The sequence below is a fragment of the Solidesulfovibrio carbinoliphilus subsp. oakridgensis genome, from assembly GCF_000177215.2.
GTDB classification, from domain to species: domain Bacteria; phylum Desulfobacterota; class Desulfovibrionia; order Desulfovibrionales; family Desulfovibrionaceae; genus Solidesulfovibrio; species Solidesulfovibrio carbinoliphilus.
On record NZ_CM001368.1, the window covers coordinates 2,184,885 to 2,198,841 of the forward strand.

13 protein-coding genes are annotated in these 13,957 nt (G+C 68.5%); 6 read left to right on the forward strand and 7 right to left on the reverse strand.

Translation table 11 applies throughout. The annotated features are described in order from the left end of the window. The first annotated feature begins 166 nt into the window (after positions 1-166). The 3 genes from DFW101_RS09515 (at position 167) to DFW101_RS09525 (ending at position 2,317) form a co-directional block, all read left to right on the forward strand. Positions 167-547 carry a RidA family protein gene (locus DFW101_RS09515; protein ID WP_009181298.1) on the forward strand — a complete coding sequence of 127 codons (381 nt, stop codon included), beginning with the start codon at positions 167-169 and terminating at the stop codon, positions 545-547. A 234-nt stretch (positions 548-781) separates the two neighbouring features. After that, positions 782-1,858 (forward strand): TOBE domain-containing protein, encoded by a 1,077-nt coding sequence (locus DFW101_RS09520; protein WP_009181299.1) that lies wholly within the window; start codon positions 782-784, stop codon positions 1,856-1,858. Positions 1,859-1,897: 39 nt separating this feature from the next. Further along, positions 1,898-2,317, forward strand: coding sequence for a universal stress protein (locus DFW101_RS09525; protein WP_009181300.1), 420 nt, complete (start codon positions 1,898-1,900; stop codon positions 2,315-2,317). A 10-nt stretch (positions 2,318-2,327) separates the two neighbouring features. Here DFW101_RS09525 and DFW101_RS09530 read toward each other — a convergent pair whose 3' ends face one another. Next, the gene (locus DFW101_RS09530; protein ID WP_009181301.1) at positions 2,328-5,120 is read right to left on the reverse strand and encodes an autotransporter family protein; all 2,793 of its coding nucleotides are present in this window, start codon (positions 5,118-5,120) and stop codon (positions 2,328-2,330) included. Between the two features lie 433 nt (positions 5,121-5,553). Here DFW101_RS09530 and DFW101_RS09535 point away from each other — a divergent pair, with 433 nt between their 5' ends. Next, positions 5,554-5,802 carry a hypothetical protein gene (locus DFW101_RS09535; RefSeq protein WP_009181302.1) on the forward strand — a complete coding sequence of 83 codons (249 nt, stop codon included), beginning with the start codon at positions 5,554-5,556 and terminating at the stop codon, positions 5,800-5,802. An 80-nt stretch (positions 5,803-5,882) separates the two neighbouring features. Here DFW101_RS09535 and DFW101_RS09540 read toward each other — a convergent pair whose 3' ends face one another. The 5 genes from DFW101_RS09540 to DFW101_RS09560 form a co-directional block, all read right to left on the reverse strand. Then, complete coding sequence (locus DFW101_RS09540; RefSeq protein WP_232285947.1) at positions 5,883-7,337, reverse strand: ammonia-forming cytochrome c nitrite reductase subunit c552; 1,455 nt, start codon at positions 7,335-7,337, stop codon at positions 5,883-5,885. A 46-nt stretch (positions 7,338-7,383) separates the two neighbouring features. Next, positions 7,384-7,845, reverse strand: coding sequence for a cytochrome c nitrite reductase small subunit (gene nrfH, locus DFW101_RS09545; RefSeq protein WP_009181304.1), 462 nt, complete (start codon positions 7,843-7,845; stop codon positions 7,384-7,386). A 252-nt stretch (positions 7,846-8,097) separates the two neighbouring features. Beyond that, complete coding sequence (locus tag DFW101_RS09550; RefSeq protein WP_009181305.1) at positions 8,098-8,478, reverse strand: VanZ family protein; 381 nt, start codon at positions 8,476-8,478, stop codon at positions 8,098-8,100. A gap of 402 nt (positions 8,479-8,880) precedes the next feature. Then, entirely contained in the window at positions 8,881-9,810 is a 930-nt protein-coding gene (locus tag DFW101_RS09555) for a Tim44 domain-containing protein (RefSeq protein WP_009181306.1), read from the reverse strand. Between the two features lie 229 nt (positions 9,811-10,039). Continuing rightward, positions 10,040-10,990 (reverse strand): hypothetical protein, encoded by a 951-nt coding sequence (locus tag DFW101_RS09560; RefSeq protein ID WP_009181307.1) that lies wholly within the window; start codon positions 10,988-10,990, stop codon positions 10,040-10,042. Between the two features lie 189 nt (positions 10,991-11,179). On the opposite strand from DFW101_RS09560, the gene DFW101_RS09565 reads away from it, so the two are divergent. Beyond that, positions 11,180-12,289: a two-component system sensor histidine kinase NtrB gene (locus DFW101_RS09565; RefSeq protein ID WP_009181308.1), complete on the forward strand. Its 1,110-nt coding sequence runs from the start codon at positions 11,180-11,182 to the stop codon at positions 12,287-12,289. Positions 12,290-12,438: 149 nt separating this feature from the next. Here DFW101_RS09565 and dksA read toward each other — a convergent pair whose 3' ends face one another. Further along, positions 12,439-12,834, reverse strand: a complete 396-nt coding sequence (gene dksA / locus DFW101_RS09570) for an RNA polymerase-binding protein DksA (protein ID WP_009181309.1) — start codon at positions 12,832-12,834, stop codon at positions 12,439-12,441. Between the two features lie 303 nt (positions 12,835-13,137). Between dksA and DFW101_RS09575 the strand changes: the two genes are divergently transcribed. Beyond that, positions 13,138-13,827: a hypothetical protein gene (locus DFW101_RS09575; protein WP_009181310.1), complete on the forward strand. Its 690-nt coding sequence runs from the start codon at positions 13,138-13,140 to the stop codon at positions 13,825-13,827. The last annotated feature ends 130 nt before the right edge of the window (positions 13,828-13,957 follow it).

The window sequence follows — 13,957 nt, forward strand, 5'->3', positions numbered from 1 at the left end:
CCCTTTTTCGTGGCCGTCCCTGGTCCGCCGCCTTTCCGTCCGCTCCAGCCCTCTGCCTCCCTGCCGCCCGGATTCCAGGCTGGCCGCCCTGTTGACGCCGCCGGTCCGGGGGGGCATGTTTCACCGACACATTCCCGCGTCTTTCGGACGCCGCAAGGAGTACCGCATGGCCAAGCAAACCGTTGCCGCCGACCAGGCCGCCGCCATCGGCCCCTATTCCCTGGGGGTATGGGCCGGGGACCTGCTTTTTGTCTCGGGCCAGACCCCCATCGACCCGGCCACGGGCACGGTCGCCGCCACCACCGTGGTCGACCAGGCCCATCAGAGCATCAAGAACGTGGCCGCCATCCTGGCCGCCGCCGGCCTGACCCTGGACCACGTGGTCAAGGCCACCCTTTTCATCAAGGACATGAACGACTTCGCCGCCATAAACGAGGTCTACGCCAGCCATTTCCGCGAGCCCTATCCGGCCCGCTCCTGTGTGGAAGTGGCCCGGCTGCCCCGGGACGTGCTGGTCGAGATCGAGGTCGTGGCCAGTCGGGTCTAGGGGTGCGACCCTTAGAAATTCGCCGGCATTTTTAAGAAAATAATTATACTAGATGGTTATCCATGTAAAAAGCAGGTACTTTTTTCATGGATGCGACAGCGCAGGCCCCCGGCGCCGGTTCATTCCCCTGTCTGTGGCATGGCTTTTCCCCTTGGCGTGCCAGTCGCCTGCCGGCCTTGACTTTCCGGCTGCGGCCATGGATTTTGGCCCATGGCCACAACCTCGGGAGAACCCATGAATGATGTGAAAAGCCCGGGACCGGAACCGGCGGGCAAGCGTTTTCGCGCGGCCCGGATCTTTTCCGTGCCGGACGACGTGAAGTTTCTGGACACCCTGGAGCTGACCCGCCTCTCGGAAGCCTTCTCCGCCTGGACCGACCGGGCCGGCCGGCCGGACGTGGCCGTGTCGCGCAACCGGGTCCGCCTGATCTTTCTGCTCCTGCGCCACACCGGGGCCCGCCTCGGCGAGGTCCTGGCCTTAAACGACCGTCTGGACGTCAACCTCGACAACCTGTCGGTCATGCTCGGCGGCGGCGACGGCGAGGGCCGCGAAGTCCAGATACCGGCCGAACTGGGCGACGCCCTGGGTGCGGTGTTCGAGGACCCGGCCTACGGGGCGCTTCGCGGCATGCTTTTCAAGCTCGACCAGGGCCACGTGCGCCGCAAGTTCTACGAGCGGGCCGAGGAGTGCGGCTTCACCAAGGAGCTGGTCAACCCGAGCACCATCCGCCGGTCCCGGGCCGTGGAGCTCCTGCGCGACGACGTGCCCCTGCCCGTGGTCCAGCGCATCCTCGGCCATTCCACGGCCGACCTGACCGCCGCCTTCCTCCACCTGCCCGAAGACCAGCGCCGCAAGGTGGAGCGGCAGGTGCTGACCCGGGAAACCCGCCGCACCAGCGCCCGCAACGCCTTTTTCGGCCGGGTGGCCCAGGTCCAGAAGGGCGACATCCAGTCCCGGGTGGTGGTCGAGAGCCTGGGCGGCCATGCCGTGTCTTCGGTCATCACCAACGAGAGCATCAAAAACCTCGGCGTGACCGAAGGAAGCTTCGTCACGGCCGAGATCAAGGCCCCCTGGGTGGTGCTCGAAACCTGCGCCGAGATGCCCCGGGCCACGGCCACCAACCGGTTTCTCGGCGAAGTCGAACTGGTGCGCCTGGGGGAACTGACCTCCGAGGTCATCGTGGCCCTGTCCGACGGGACCAGGCTCTGCGCGCTGGTCACCACCAAAAGCGCCCGGGAACTGGAGCTGGCCGCCGGCCAGAAGGTCTGGGCCATGTTCAACGCCTTTGCCGTGGTGCTCCACATGGAGTAGCGGCCGGGGTCAAACCGCCTGGGGCAGCGTGGGGCGGCCATGAAAAAATGCATCGTGTGCCTGGACGGCTCCCAGCCGTCGCTTCGGGCCCTGGATCGGGCCCTCACCGAGGCCGATTGCGGCGAAACCGACATCCTGGCCGTCACGGTCGTGGAAGCCCTGACTTTTTTCGACTGCGACGCCGCGGACTTCGAAACGACCTTTGCCCACATCCTGCGCGAGCCCAAGAAGATCCTGGCCGAGGCCGTGGAATTCGCGGCCGGCCGGGGCGTGGCCATCCGCACCCTGGCCGTGCCCGGGCGGCCGGCCGAGACCGTGGCCCGCATCGCCCGGGAAGAAGGGACCGACGAGATCTACCTCGGCAGCCGGGGCAAGGACGACGTGGAGCACCTGCTCCTTGGCAGCGTGTCCACCCGCCTGGTCCAGATCGCGCCGTGCACGGTCATCGTGGTGCGCTAGTGTCGCGTCCTCAGAACGTAAGCCGCACCCCCACGGCCAGGGCCGTGTCCGACCGTGTGGCCCCGGCCGTGTTGTCCCAACGCACGGACAGGGAACGCCCGCCCGAGCCCCGCAGCGAAAGCCCGGCCCCGAACCGGGCCTGATCCCGGTCCGCCTTCCCGCCGGGCGCGGCAAATCCCTGCCCGGGCGCCCCTTCGAAGGCCGCCGTGACCCGCGGGTTCACGTCGGCGTATTCGTGCCGCCAGCCGCCCCACACGTCCGGCTCCAGGGCCAGATTGCCCCATTCGAACGTCTTGGCCAGCCGCAGGCCGAGCACGGAGGTCAGGGACGCACTGTCGGCGGCCGGGAAAAGCAGATTGGCCTCCCCGGCCCCGGATTCGCCGTAGGCCTGGCGGAAAAGGCGCAGGTACTGGGCTTCGAGGAACGGCTCGGCCACAAAGGCGGCGCCAAGGTCCACGGTGCGGCCGGCCCGCAGGTAGGCGAGCAGGTCGCGCATGGTGCTCTGGCTGTCCGCCGTCGCCCCAAAGAAGGGAATGGGCCGCTCGGCGTGGACCTGGTGCACGCCGTAGGTCAGCAGGGCGTCCACGGCGTACGGGGCGAAATCGAGGGAGGCATAGGGTCCGATACGCCAGATGTGGTCGTCGCTCTTGCCGCCCCCGGCCGTGAAGTCGGCCCGCGACCAGGCATAGCCCCCGAGAATCCCCAGGCGAAGCCCGGGCAGGGCCCGGATGCCGAGGCCGCCCATGGCCCCGGTCAGGTCGCTGTCGTAGCCCGGCGCGCCGCCCCCGGCCCGGCCCAGGCCATGGCCGCCGTAGAGGGAGCCGAACGCCTCCAGCCGGCCCTCGGCGGCCGTCCCCGGCGTCGCGCCGCCGCCGGCCGGCAGGGCCGCCCGCCAGGGCGACGGGCCAAATGCCACGCGCCCGGAAAACGCGGACCTGGACACGTCGCCGAGGTCGCCGGCTCCCGGGTCCTGGTCCAGGAATCCCGCCGGCGTCAGGCCCCGGGCCTCGCCGCTTTGGCCGCGCAGTCCCCGCATGCGGCCGGCAAAGGCGCTGCTGAAGGCCGAGGCCGCGTCCACGGCCAGGACCGTGGCCCGGGTCTGGGGCGCGGGGCCGAGCTGGGCCGTGGCCCCGGTCGGGTCGCCGCAGCGGTCCAGCAGGCCAAGGAGGCCCTCCATGCCCGGATTGACCGTGGCGGCGGCCGCGTCCAGGGCCGCGCCCAGGGACCGGTCGGCCGCGGCCCGGGTGTACCAGCCCATGTCCCGCAGTCCCGTCACCGTCAGGTTGGCCCCGTCCGAGACGGCCACGCCCCGCACCATGGGCAGGTCGCTCGTGACCGGCAGGCCCGAGGCCGGCACGGATACCGTCTGGGCGTTGATGAGCGTATAGGTCTGGCCATGGGCCACGTAGCCGGTTTTCTCGAAGGTCAGGGTCAGGGAGGTGCCTGGGCCGAGCCGGACGGCCTCGACGTTTTGCACCGGAGCCGGCGTCGTGCCAAGCGGCGAAAGGGAAAAGGCCAGGGTGGACGCCCCGGTGGCCGTCAGGCTGTCGTAGCCCCCGCCGAGGTCCACCCGCCCGGACAGGAGGCCGCCGGCCACGGCCAGCCGGTCCGCCCCCTCCCCGGTCCGCACGGCGTACTCGCCGCCGGCAATGCTGCCGGTGTTGCGGATGACGGTGTCGCCGGCCAGGGCCCGGACGGCCGTGCCCGGGGAATCGATGCTCCCGGTATTGACCAGGGTGTTGCCGCTGCCGGTCGGGTCGGCCAGGGCCGAGGCCGTGGGCGTCTGGCCGAGAAAGAGCACGGCCGTGTCCTCGGTCCCGGAAAGGCCGAACTTCGTCGTGGTCGTGCCGGTGATGGTGCCGTGATTGACCACGGTGTAGCCGGGCGAGGAGACGAGCAGGCCCTGGCCGCCGGACACCGTCGCCCCGGGGTCGAGCAGGACCGTGTCCCCGCGCGGCTGGAAGAGCCGCCCGGCCCAGAGGGTGTCCAGGTCGCCCGTGACGTGAAAATCCCCGGAGCCGTTGCCTGCGGTGTAGAGGTAGGCGGTCAGCGGGTACAGGGCGTAGACCGTGTAGGACGTGCCGCCGAGCAGGATGAATTCGGACAGCCCCCGGATATTGGCCAGCGCCTCGCCCTGTCCCCAGAGGTAGGTGTAGCCGAGCTGCGTCCAGGGGAAATGGCTCGAACCGTAGGCCTCGGCCAGCCAGTTGGCGTAATAGGCCTTGAAATTGGCGAAACTTCCGTCGCTCATGCCGGTCGGCTGGACAAAGGCGGCGTTGGTGCCAAGGGACCGCGGCTGGGCGGCCACGGCCGGGTCCCTGGTCGGCCGCTCGATGGTGTTGCCATCCGGCGTGACGAGCATCTCCACGATCAGGTTGTTGGAATTCGTGGCGGACATGCCAAGGGCGCGCGAGGTCTCGAGATGGACGTTGGCCGCCGTGACGCCAAGGCCGGCCAGATGGGACTTGAGTTCGCCGCCGATGGTCACCCAGGTGGCGCTGGTGGCGGCGGTTCCGTAGACCGTGCCCGGACCGCCGGCAAAGGCGCCCAGGTTGTAGGACTCTTTGGTGAACGTGGCCGCCACCAGCCTGCCGTCGACATACGTGTTGCCGTCGCCGGAACCCGGGCCGGTGATGACCTTGAGATTGTCGACCGACCAGGCGGACGGGTTTTGCGCGTTGGCCTGGGCCTCGGCCACGGCCTGGTCGTAGTCGGATTGCTCGTCGGCCGGGGAACGTTGCGGGAACGCCAGGAAAAAGAAGAACAGCAATACCACGACCGGAAAGGCGGCGGGCCGATGCATATCGTCTCCTTGCAATGCGTATGCATCAACAAGTAGAAAACAGGAAATTGCCTGTCAACGAATTTCCGGTTGTGCCATCGGCCCCGCAACTCGATATCACTTTCACGATACGACGAATACCGGCTCGGGAGACACGGACGGTTCCCTGGTCCCCCGGGAGTTTCACGATATTTCGTCTTTTTTCCTGAAAGACGCCGCGTTGCCCAGCCCGTCCTCCCGCTTCCCCCGGCCGGCGCCCGGCCGCGAGGAGGCCCGGCCCCTGGCCGCCGCCGGGCGGGGGCGCGGTAACCGCCGAAACGTCCTCGGCAAATTTCCCTGGTCGGAAACGCTGTGCCGGCCGTCTCCAGCCCGCCCGGTCCGGCCGGACCCCTGGCATCGCCCTTGCTTTCCCTCCCCTGTGCTGCATGACGCCATGGCGTCAGGGAGGAATCGTATGCGCACCCTTATCCGGGCTTGCACCATCGCCGCGCTGCTGTCCCTGTGGCCTGCCGGCTTCACGCTGGCCGGCACCGTCTACACCGAAACCTACACCCAGAACTGGACGGTGGAGGACGACCCGTCGCCGCCGGAGGAATATGTGGCCATGGCCCCGGCGCCGGTGATGGTCGCGCCGGCCGTGCCTCCCGCGCCCCTGCCCGCGCCCGATCCGTACCGCTACTCCTGGATCGCGCCGTCCTATTAGTCCCCCCTGTGTCCCCATAAAAAGCGCGCCCGCCTGTGCATACACAGGCGGGCGCGCCGGTTTTCCGGGAACGGGGGGAACTAGAACCGTTCCTGCAGGCCCATGGGGTCCTTGAATTCCATCTCCGGGTGGCCGGGCAGGTTCTTCGAGCCCCGGCCCTCCAGGTACTTGGCCAGTTCCAGGTCGACCTTGAGCGGCACCTCCACCCCGGCCTTGGTCAGGGCCTGGCGCAGGTAGCCCTCGGCCTTGACGGCAAAGGCGATGGAGTCGCCGAGGATCCGCAGGGCCTCGGTCGGGTTGTGAAAGCCCATGGAATTTTCCGCGCCGATGAACAGGGAGCGGTAGAAGGCCTCCTCGTAGTAGTCCTTGGCCGTGTCGTAGAGAGTCTTGTCAATGGCCTTGCCCGCGTCCCTGGCCTTGTGTGCGGCCTCGAACAGCTTGGCGGTCACGGCCGTGGCGTTGCCGGCCCGGATCTGGAGCGAGGCCGTGCGGTCCTGGATGGCGAAGACCTGCTCGCGCAGCCAGTCCGGGGTCTCGGAGTGGCACTGGATGCAGGCCTTCAAGTCGTTTTTGAGCGGGCTGGTCACCCGGTGGTCCGAGATCTTGTGCACCCCGACCTTGGTGTAGGGCATGTGGCAATCGGCGCACGAGGCCCCGGCCTTCCAGTGGACGCTGTTGTTGGAGAAGAATTCGAATTCCGGGTGGCGGATAAACGCCAGCTTGAACCCGGTGACCGTCTGCTTCCATTCCTTGAAGGAGTCGTCGCTGCGCAGCTTCTTGATCACGTCCTCGACGGTGATCCCGCCCCACTTGCCGTTTTGCCAGGGGAAAAAAAGCCCCACCGACTGCATGTCCGCGTTCTTGGGGATGCTGTAGGTGACGTGGCACTGGGCGCAGACCACCGAGCGCATCTCCTGGCGGGTCAGCTTTTTCCAGTCCACGCCCATGGATTCGAGGGCCGGCACCAGGGTGAAGCCGCGCGACAGGTTGAGCGTCATGTCCTTGTTGTTGTGACAGTCGATGCAGGCCACGCCAAGGGTCCGGAACTGCTCGGGAATCTTATCAAGAACATCCTTGAAGGGCAGCTTGTAATACTCGACGCCCATTTCCTTGACCAGCATCGGGGCGTAGGGCGTCTTGCAGCTCAGGCACACGCCGCCGGCCTTCAGGCGGGTGGCGTCGACCTCCAGCTGGTCGCGCAGCATGTAGGCGTGGCCGCGAGGCTCGTTGTATTCCACGCCAAAACCCCAGCCGTTGAACAAAAGGGCCATGTAGGGAAATTCGGCCAGTTTGTCGTAGGTGATGTTGTCCGTGGTGAACCCGCGCTTGTACTTGCTCTTGCCCGACGGCTGCGGCACCTCGGTCATCTTCCAGGACTCGTATTCTTCCGGATAGGCCTTGCCCCACACGGTCGGGTCGATCTCCCCGTCCGGGATGACCACGGTCTTGACGGGCTCGGGTTTGGGCGGCGAACAGGCGTAGGGGACGAACAGGAAGGCGGCAAGGGCCAGGCCCACCATTGTCTTGCGATACATTTTGCCCCGCATGGCTATCCCTTTTTCGGCCGTGGCCGGTTGGCGGTTAACGGGTGGCGGGCACGCCGACGTTTTTGTGCATGACCCGGCGATGGCAGTCCCAGCAGAAACGCTCCTGGCCGATCATCTCCACGGCCGTGGCATGGCAGCGGATGCAGTTGGCCTTGACCACCGCCTTGCCGTGGTCCGAAATCCGAATCGGGTCCGGCACCCGGCCCGAATGGAACACCACCACGTCCTTCATGCCGTCGATGGACTTCCAGACGAAGTGGTTGGGCAGGTTGTCGTTTGGCAGGTGGCAGTCCACGCACCGGATGCGCTTGTGGGCCCCCTGGTGGAACCAGGCCTCGAACTCGGCCTCCATGACGTGGCAGGAGGCGCAGAAATCCGGTGACTCGGACTTGGCCAGAAGCTTCGGCGGCCCGAGGGCCAGAAAAAGCCCCAGGCCGACCGCGGCAAGGCCCACTACGGCCAAAAGCCGCGCGCCCTTGTTGCCTGCATGCCCCATGGTCCCCCTCCTGACTAGAGTTTTGGAAATAAAGGTACGGCAATCCGGGGTTTATGACAATGCTGCGGACCGGCAAAATCGCCCATGCGCCAATTTAATGGAATGTATCGGACAAAGGCATGGCCGGGTGATGCACCCCAAATGTCAGCGCACGGATGGGGCCACCGGCGCGCCACGGCAGCGGCCGGCCATGTCGCTTTTCGCGCCACGGCCCGGCCGACCGGGAAGGACAAAAAGGAGAAAACCGGCGGTCTAGCCGCGGATGCCCTGACAGCCCCGGCACCGGCGCATCAGGGCTTCGGACAGCCACAGGCCGACAAAGACGCCCAGGGCATTGGCCACGGCGTCGCCCATGCTGGCCGACCGGGCCGGCAGAAACGACTGGCCCCACTCCAGGAGCCCGCCGAGCGGGATCATGCAGTAGGCGGCTGCCCGGGCCCGCTCGCCGTTGGCAAAGGCCCACAGCGGCAGCCCGCCGAGCCAGGCGTAGGCCAGGGCATGGTAGAGCTTGTCCGCGTTCCAAAAATCCACGGGCAGCTCGATCTGGTCGCGCAACGACACGTACACGGTCACGGCCACGGACACGAGCCACACGGCCATCACGGCCCGGCGAAAAAGCGGTTTTTCGGTCATGATCGGCCTTTTGCATCCAAGCCGGGCGGATCGGCGCCGGAGCGGCACCGGCCGGCGGGCTCTCGGCGAGTCCCTGCGGATGGGGCCAACCTACCGTGTGGCCGACCGAAAGGCCAGCCTGCCGGGCGACGGCGCCCGGCAGGCTGGAGGAGGACGACGCAGAGACCGGGGCTCTGCCCCGGACCCCGCCGGGGGGGATCATCCCCCCCGGTCCCCCCGAACGGGGTTGGGCAACCCGAGCCATGCGGGGATAGTGCCCGGAAAAACTCCTCGGGGAGCCCTCGCCCATAAAAAAGGGCCGCCCGCTTGTCACGCGGACGGCCCTTTTCGTTTATCGGGGGGTCCGGGGGGAATGATTCCCCCCGGCGGGGTTTGGGGCAGCGCCCCAATTCTTCTCTCCCCCTACGCGTCGAGCTGCTGGATGGCGTCGAGGCGCCAGGTGTCGCCGGGGGTGTCATTGCGGCGGACGAAGTGCCAGACTTCGCGGACCTGCTCGGGCTGGCCGGCTTTGGGATCTTCGCGCAGGAGCGTGTCGAAGTAGGCCGAGGCGATGGTGGTCGTACCCTGGCTGCGGACTTCGAGCAGCTTGGCGTCGACCAGGAGCACGTCGGTCGGCGTGGGGGTCGGGTCCGCGGCCGCCTGTTTGCGCACGTCCTCCATGAAGGCCGGGGTGGAAAAGGCCGCGATGTCGGCCAGGTCCCGGGCGCTCCAGGACTTCTGGAGCCGGCCGAAGAGCGCCTTGGCTCCGGTCAGGAAGTCGTCGACATCAAAGCCGGCCGGCACCTGCGGCCCGGCCGGAGCGGACGCGCCGGCCTGGGGCGAGGCGCCGAGGTTGGACCAGCCGTTCGCCGCCGCCTCGCGCAGGGGCTCCCGGACCGGGGGCACGGGCGCGGCCTCGTAGGTGCGGGCCATGGACGGTCCTTCCGAAGCCGTCCGGCGGGACCGGATGAACCGGTAGAGCAGGTACAGGCCGCCGCCGATCAGCAGCATGTCGAGCAGGCCGGGTCCGCCGCCGCCCACGGCATGGCCGCCGCCGAAGAGCATCGATCCGACCAGGCCGCCGACGAGCAGGCCGCCCAGCATGCCGCCGAGGCCCGGCCGGGAGAACATGCCGCCCCCGGCGCCCGGTGCGCCCATGGGGGCCTGCCTCGGGGCGGCCTGCTGGGACCCGAAGGCCCCGGACGGGGCGCCCGTGTCCGGACGGGTGGTCTGGGAAAACGACTGGCGGTTGCCGATGGAGCCGCCCCCGCCGAGCCGTTTGGCCGAGGCGAAATCCACGGACGCTGCGAGCAGCAAAAAGACAGCCAGGAAAACACCGGTGGCTTTAACCACGAAACTCCTCCTTGCAAGGCGTCATGATCCGGGCGCATTGCCGCCCGAAAAGGCGCAAAAGCCTGGCTTTCGCCCGCAGCGAGCAGGCGCGGGCGCGTCCACGGGACCAATGCCGCGAACACGCCGCAGGCCGGAAGGGTCGCCATCACAAGAGGCGGTCCGGCCGATGACAGGCTTCGATGCTTTGCCTATATCAGGCAGCAAGGGGGAGCCGTCAAGGGCTACCTGGCTACATGGAACATTGTTTAGGCGCGAACGAGACGGCAAAGGCCGAGACGAAAGGCCGGGCCGCAAAGGCCGTTGCGGCCAGGGGCCACACTGCTTCGGGCCGGCCTGGGCCATGCCTGACCGTGACCGCCTCGGCGTCGAATTCGAGGACAAGCGGCGTCAGTTCATGGTCGCCGTCGCCGCAGATGCTTTCGCGCACGAGCGGCGCGGCTTCGAGCCGGCCGCCGTCCGGCCCGCGCCCGGTGATGGCCGTGCGCACCGTGGCCACCCGGCAAATCCGCCCCGCTGCGTCAAAGGCCAGGGAGTTGTCGTCGCCGCTTATGCCCACGGCGTCCGGATCATAGGCCCAGACCGGGCCGACCGGGGTCTGGACCTCCAGCGGCCGGGCCGGCTCCACGGACCGCAGGGCCCCGCCGGGGTGAAAGGAGAGGCCCAGGCGCACGGGCGCGTTGCCGGCCGGGGTCGGCACGGGCAGTTCCGTGTCCGGCCAGAGGGTCAGGCTGCGAAGCCGCCCCTCGGGGTCGAAGGCCACGGCCACGAACTTGCCGGCCAGGGGCCCAAGGGGGGTGCGCAGGCGCAGCGTCTCGGCCAGCCGCCCCTCGTCGGCCTCGGTCCAGTAGCCGGACAGCTTGCCGTTCAAGGGGAATACCCGGGCCACGGCCCCGTTTTCGTGGAACGTGACCAGCTCGGCCGGCAGCGGTCCGGCCGGGGTTTCGACCACGGTCCGGTTTTCGAGCGGCAGGGAGCGGACCTGCCCGTTCTGGAAAAAGGTCACCGGCGGCTTGTGCAGGCGGCGGCGGTCGTCGATGGTGTGCTGGGGGGTGAGCCGGCCAAGGGAGGTTTCAAAGGCCACGGGGGCGTCGACGTAGGCCGCAGACGGCGTCCCGTCGGGATGGCGGTCCGCCTTCCCTTCGATGGGCACCGGTCCGTAGCGTGTGTGCAGAGTTTCCATACGGTTGCAAAAGCAATATCCGGTCCAATCTCTTCGCAAACAATTGCCGGGACTTGCAAAACGCTCCCCCCGTCCGGGCTACAGAATTGTCCGCAACTCCGACAAAACCGTCTCCCGCCGGCCCGTCATACGGCCGTAACGGCCGGCTCCCATACTGGCTTGGCCGCACCTCCAACCCCCGGGGCCGCCATGCTGACGTTCGCCCATTCCACCTATTTCCACGACCTGCTGGCCAGTTTCACGGCCGGCGTGGTCATCTGCAACGTCCGGGGGCTGGTCTATGCCTCGAACCCGGCCGCCTCGGCCCTGCTCGGGGAGCCGGCCCAGGCCCTGGCCGATCCGGCCCGGGCCCGGGACATCATCGGCCGGGCCCAAGATCCCCGGGCCCTGGTCCGGTTTCTGGCCGCGCCCATCAAGCACGGCCGCAAACCCGAGCCCCTCTCCCTGCGCTACCGCCACCCCGACGGCGCGGACCGGCACTTTCGCCTGTCCGGGTCGCTCCTTTTGGAAAACGAGAAGATTTTCGGCATCCTGATCGAGATCGACGACGTGACGGAGATCCACCGGCTCCACGACCGGGAGCGGGACATGCTCCTTGGCGTCCAGGCCGCGCAACGGGAGCGGATCGAGAGCCTCGGCCGGTTCTCCCTGGCCGTGGCCCACCAGATCCGAAATCCCCTCATGGTCATCGGCGGCTTTGCCGGCCGGCTGCTGCGCGGCCGGCCCCCGGACGATCCCGAGGCCGAAGCCCTGTCCATGATCCTCGACGGGGCCAGGCGCCTCGAAGCCGTGGTCCGGGCCGTCTCCACCTACGCCCGGCGGCGCGAGGCCGCGCCGGCCATGGTCCGGCCGGCCGACCTGGCCGGCCGGGCCATGGACATGGCCGAGGTCCGCACCGGTCTCCACGCCCCCCTGCTCCTGGACGCCGGGACCGGGTTTGTCCGGCTGGACGCGGCGCTGACGGTGGAGGCCCTGACCGAGCTTGTGGCCAACGCCCTGGAGGCCTGCGCCCCGGCGGCGGACCAGCCGATCGCCGTGGCTTTCCGCCGACAGGGGGCGGGGCTTCGCATCGAGGTGGCGGACCAGGGACCGGGCCTGTCCGAGGACATCCGGCCCTTTGTCTTTGACCCGTTTTTCACCACCAAGGCCGTCGGCGTCGGCATGGGACTGCCCATTGCCAAACGCAACGTCGAGGAACTCGGAGGCACGCTCACCCTCGAACCCGGTCCGTCGGGCGGGGTCCTGGCCGTGCTGGCCCTGCCGGACGCCGCCCCTGGCGGCCTCGTGTCGCGTCCCTGAAATCCTGCATTTTTTCAGGGGTAACCATCCCACCTACTTGTCTTCTCGTAAAAAATACCGGCGTATTTTTTGAAGGGTCGCAACACGAGGCGCCCGCCGTCCCCGCCACCGACTGCCCGGACCGGATCGGGGCGGGTCAAGGCCGGCCGCTATTCTTCCAGAAAGGCCGTCTCGCCCCGGGCCGCGACCATGTAGGGCCGGCCCATTTCCTCGAGCATGGATTTGCAGTGGACGCAGAGCGTGGCGGTCGGCTGGGCCCGGAGCCGGGCCAGGCCGATCTCCTCGCCGCACTCCTGGCAGATGCCGTAGTCCCCGTCCTTGACCCGGGCCAGGGCCTCGTTGATTTCGCCGATGAGCTGGCGGTCGCGTTCGCGCATGAGGATGGTGAGATGCCGGTCCGATTCGGCCGTGGCCCGGTCGGCCACGTCGGCAAAGGCGGCCACTTCCCGGGCCAGGACGTCCAGGGTGTCCCGCGACTGGCCGTTTAAAGTTTCGAGCATGTCGCGCAAGACCTGCCGGAACCGATCCACGTCAAGATGTCCCATGGCGTTTCTCCACTGTGCGAAGGGTTGTCAGGGACCCGGCCCGGACGGGGGCTCCCGCGGGGACCGAGCGTTACCCTTGTGCCTTGGGAAGCTGAAGCCGGGGTGACGGCCGTGTGGAGAGTGCGTGACGGCGGGAAAGGACGGAGAGGCTGGCGGGGCGGCAAAATCTGCCTGGCCCGAACCGCAATTTATGGAAAATTCAGTTATTCTAGCCCTGTTTTTGGATGGCAGCCTTCTTGCTTTTCCCCGGGCCATACGGCTCTGTCACACCCAGGAGCCGGATCCTGCCGCCCGGAGGCGCACATGGCCACGACCACCACTTCGCCAACCACCAGCGACGTCGCCAATTGGGCCTACCAATACTCGCTGGCCTGCGCCAAGCTGACGAGCGCCCAGAACAAGGCCAGTTCCTCGGCCACCCGCAGCGCGGACATCACCACGGCCCAGGCGGATTTCAACGCCACCATGAAGAGCCTGGTGCCGGCCGAGGCCCAATCGAGCGTCCAGTTCCAGTATTTCGACGCCCTGACCGCCTACAACACGAACCTCGGGGCCGCGACTTCGCAGGCCCAGCGCCAGGCCGCCACCGACAGCCTCAACACCGCCCTTGGCGGCATCACCGTGCCGGCCACCACCACCACGCTGGCGGACGTGGCCGCGGCCAACGCGGCCCAGGCCGCCAGCGCCGCCGCCGACCTCAAGGCCATGGCCTCCAACGCCGGCGCGGCCTGGGTGTCCGACATGGCCGGCCGGGCCCATTCGTTTAACGCCGCCTCCGCCGCCACCACCGCCGCCCTCGCCTCCCGGCTGTCCTCCCTCGGCCTGGACCCCTCGGGCCTCACCGCGCCGGCGGTCTCGGTGGCGGCCACCTCGGCCTTCACCGCGGCCACGGCCGCAGCGGCCACGGGCGGCTCGGCCGGCTCGATCATGAACGCGGCCCTGGTCGGCTCGATCCTGGCCGAGCAAGCCGCGCCGGTCGACAGTTCCGGGTGACCGGCCGGTCCGGCCGCCCCTTTGTCCCAGCCAATTTCCAACACCCCGGCCGCAAGCCGGGGTGTTTTGCCTTGGCGGGGACCGTTTGCCGGCAAGGCCGGGCCGGACTGGCGGGGCTAAAGGGCAGCCC

What these genes read in the sequence shown, in the direction of transcription:
- DFW101_RS09565 (WP_009181308.1), top strand. Translation starts at nt 11,180, where the DNA reads ATGCTGACGTTCGCCCATTCCACCTATTTCCACGACCTGCTGGCCAGT.
- dksA (WP_009181309.1), bottom strand. Translation starts at nt 12,834, where the DNA reads ATGGGACATCTTGACGTGGATCGGTTCCGGCAGGTCTTGCGCGACATG.
- DFW101_RS09515 (WP_009181298.1), top strand. Translation starts at nt 167, where the DNA reads ATGGCCAAGCAAACCGTTGCCGCCGACCAGGCCGCCGCCATCGGCCCC.
- DFW101_RS09550 (WP_009181305.1), bottom strand. Translation starts at nt 8,478, where the DNA reads ATGACCGAAAAACCGCTTTTTCGCCGGGCCGTGATGGCCGTGTGGCTC.
- DFW101_RS09560 (WP_009181307.1), bottom strand. Translation starts at nt 10,990, where the DNA reads ATGGAAACTCTGCACACACGCTACGGACCGGTGCCCATCGAAGGGAAG.
- DFW101_RS09540 (WP_232285947.1), bottom strand. Translation starts at nt 7,337, where the DNA reads ATGTATCGCAAGACAATGGTGGGCCTGGCCCTTGCCGCCTTCCTGTTC.
- DFW101_RS09520 (WP_009181299.1), top strand. Translation starts at nt 782, where the DNA reads ATGAATGATGTGAAAAGCCCGGGACCGGAACCGGCGGGCAAGCGTTTT.
- nrfH (WP_009181304.1), bottom strand. Translation starts at nt 7,845, where the DNA reads ATGGGGCATGCAGGCAACAAGGGCGCGCGGCTTTTGGCCGTAGTGGGC.
- DFW101_RS09535 (WP_009181302.1), top strand. Translation starts at nt 5,554, where the DNA reads ATGCGCACCCTTATCCGGGCTTGCACCATCGCCGCGCTGCTGTCCCTG.
- DFW101_RS09575 (WP_009181310.1), top strand. Translation starts at nt 13,138, where the DNA reads ATGGCCACGACCACCACTTCGCCAACCACCAGCGACGTCGCCAATTGG.
- DFW101_RS09525 (WP_009181300.1), top strand. Translation starts at nt 1,898, where the DNA reads ATGAAAAAATGCATCGTGTGCCTGGACGGCTCCCAGCCGTCGCTTCGG.
- DFW101_RS09530 (WP_009181301.1), bottom strand. Translation starts at nt 5,120, where the DNA reads ATGCATCGGCCCGCCGCCTTTCCGGTCGTGGTATTGCTGTTCTTCTTT.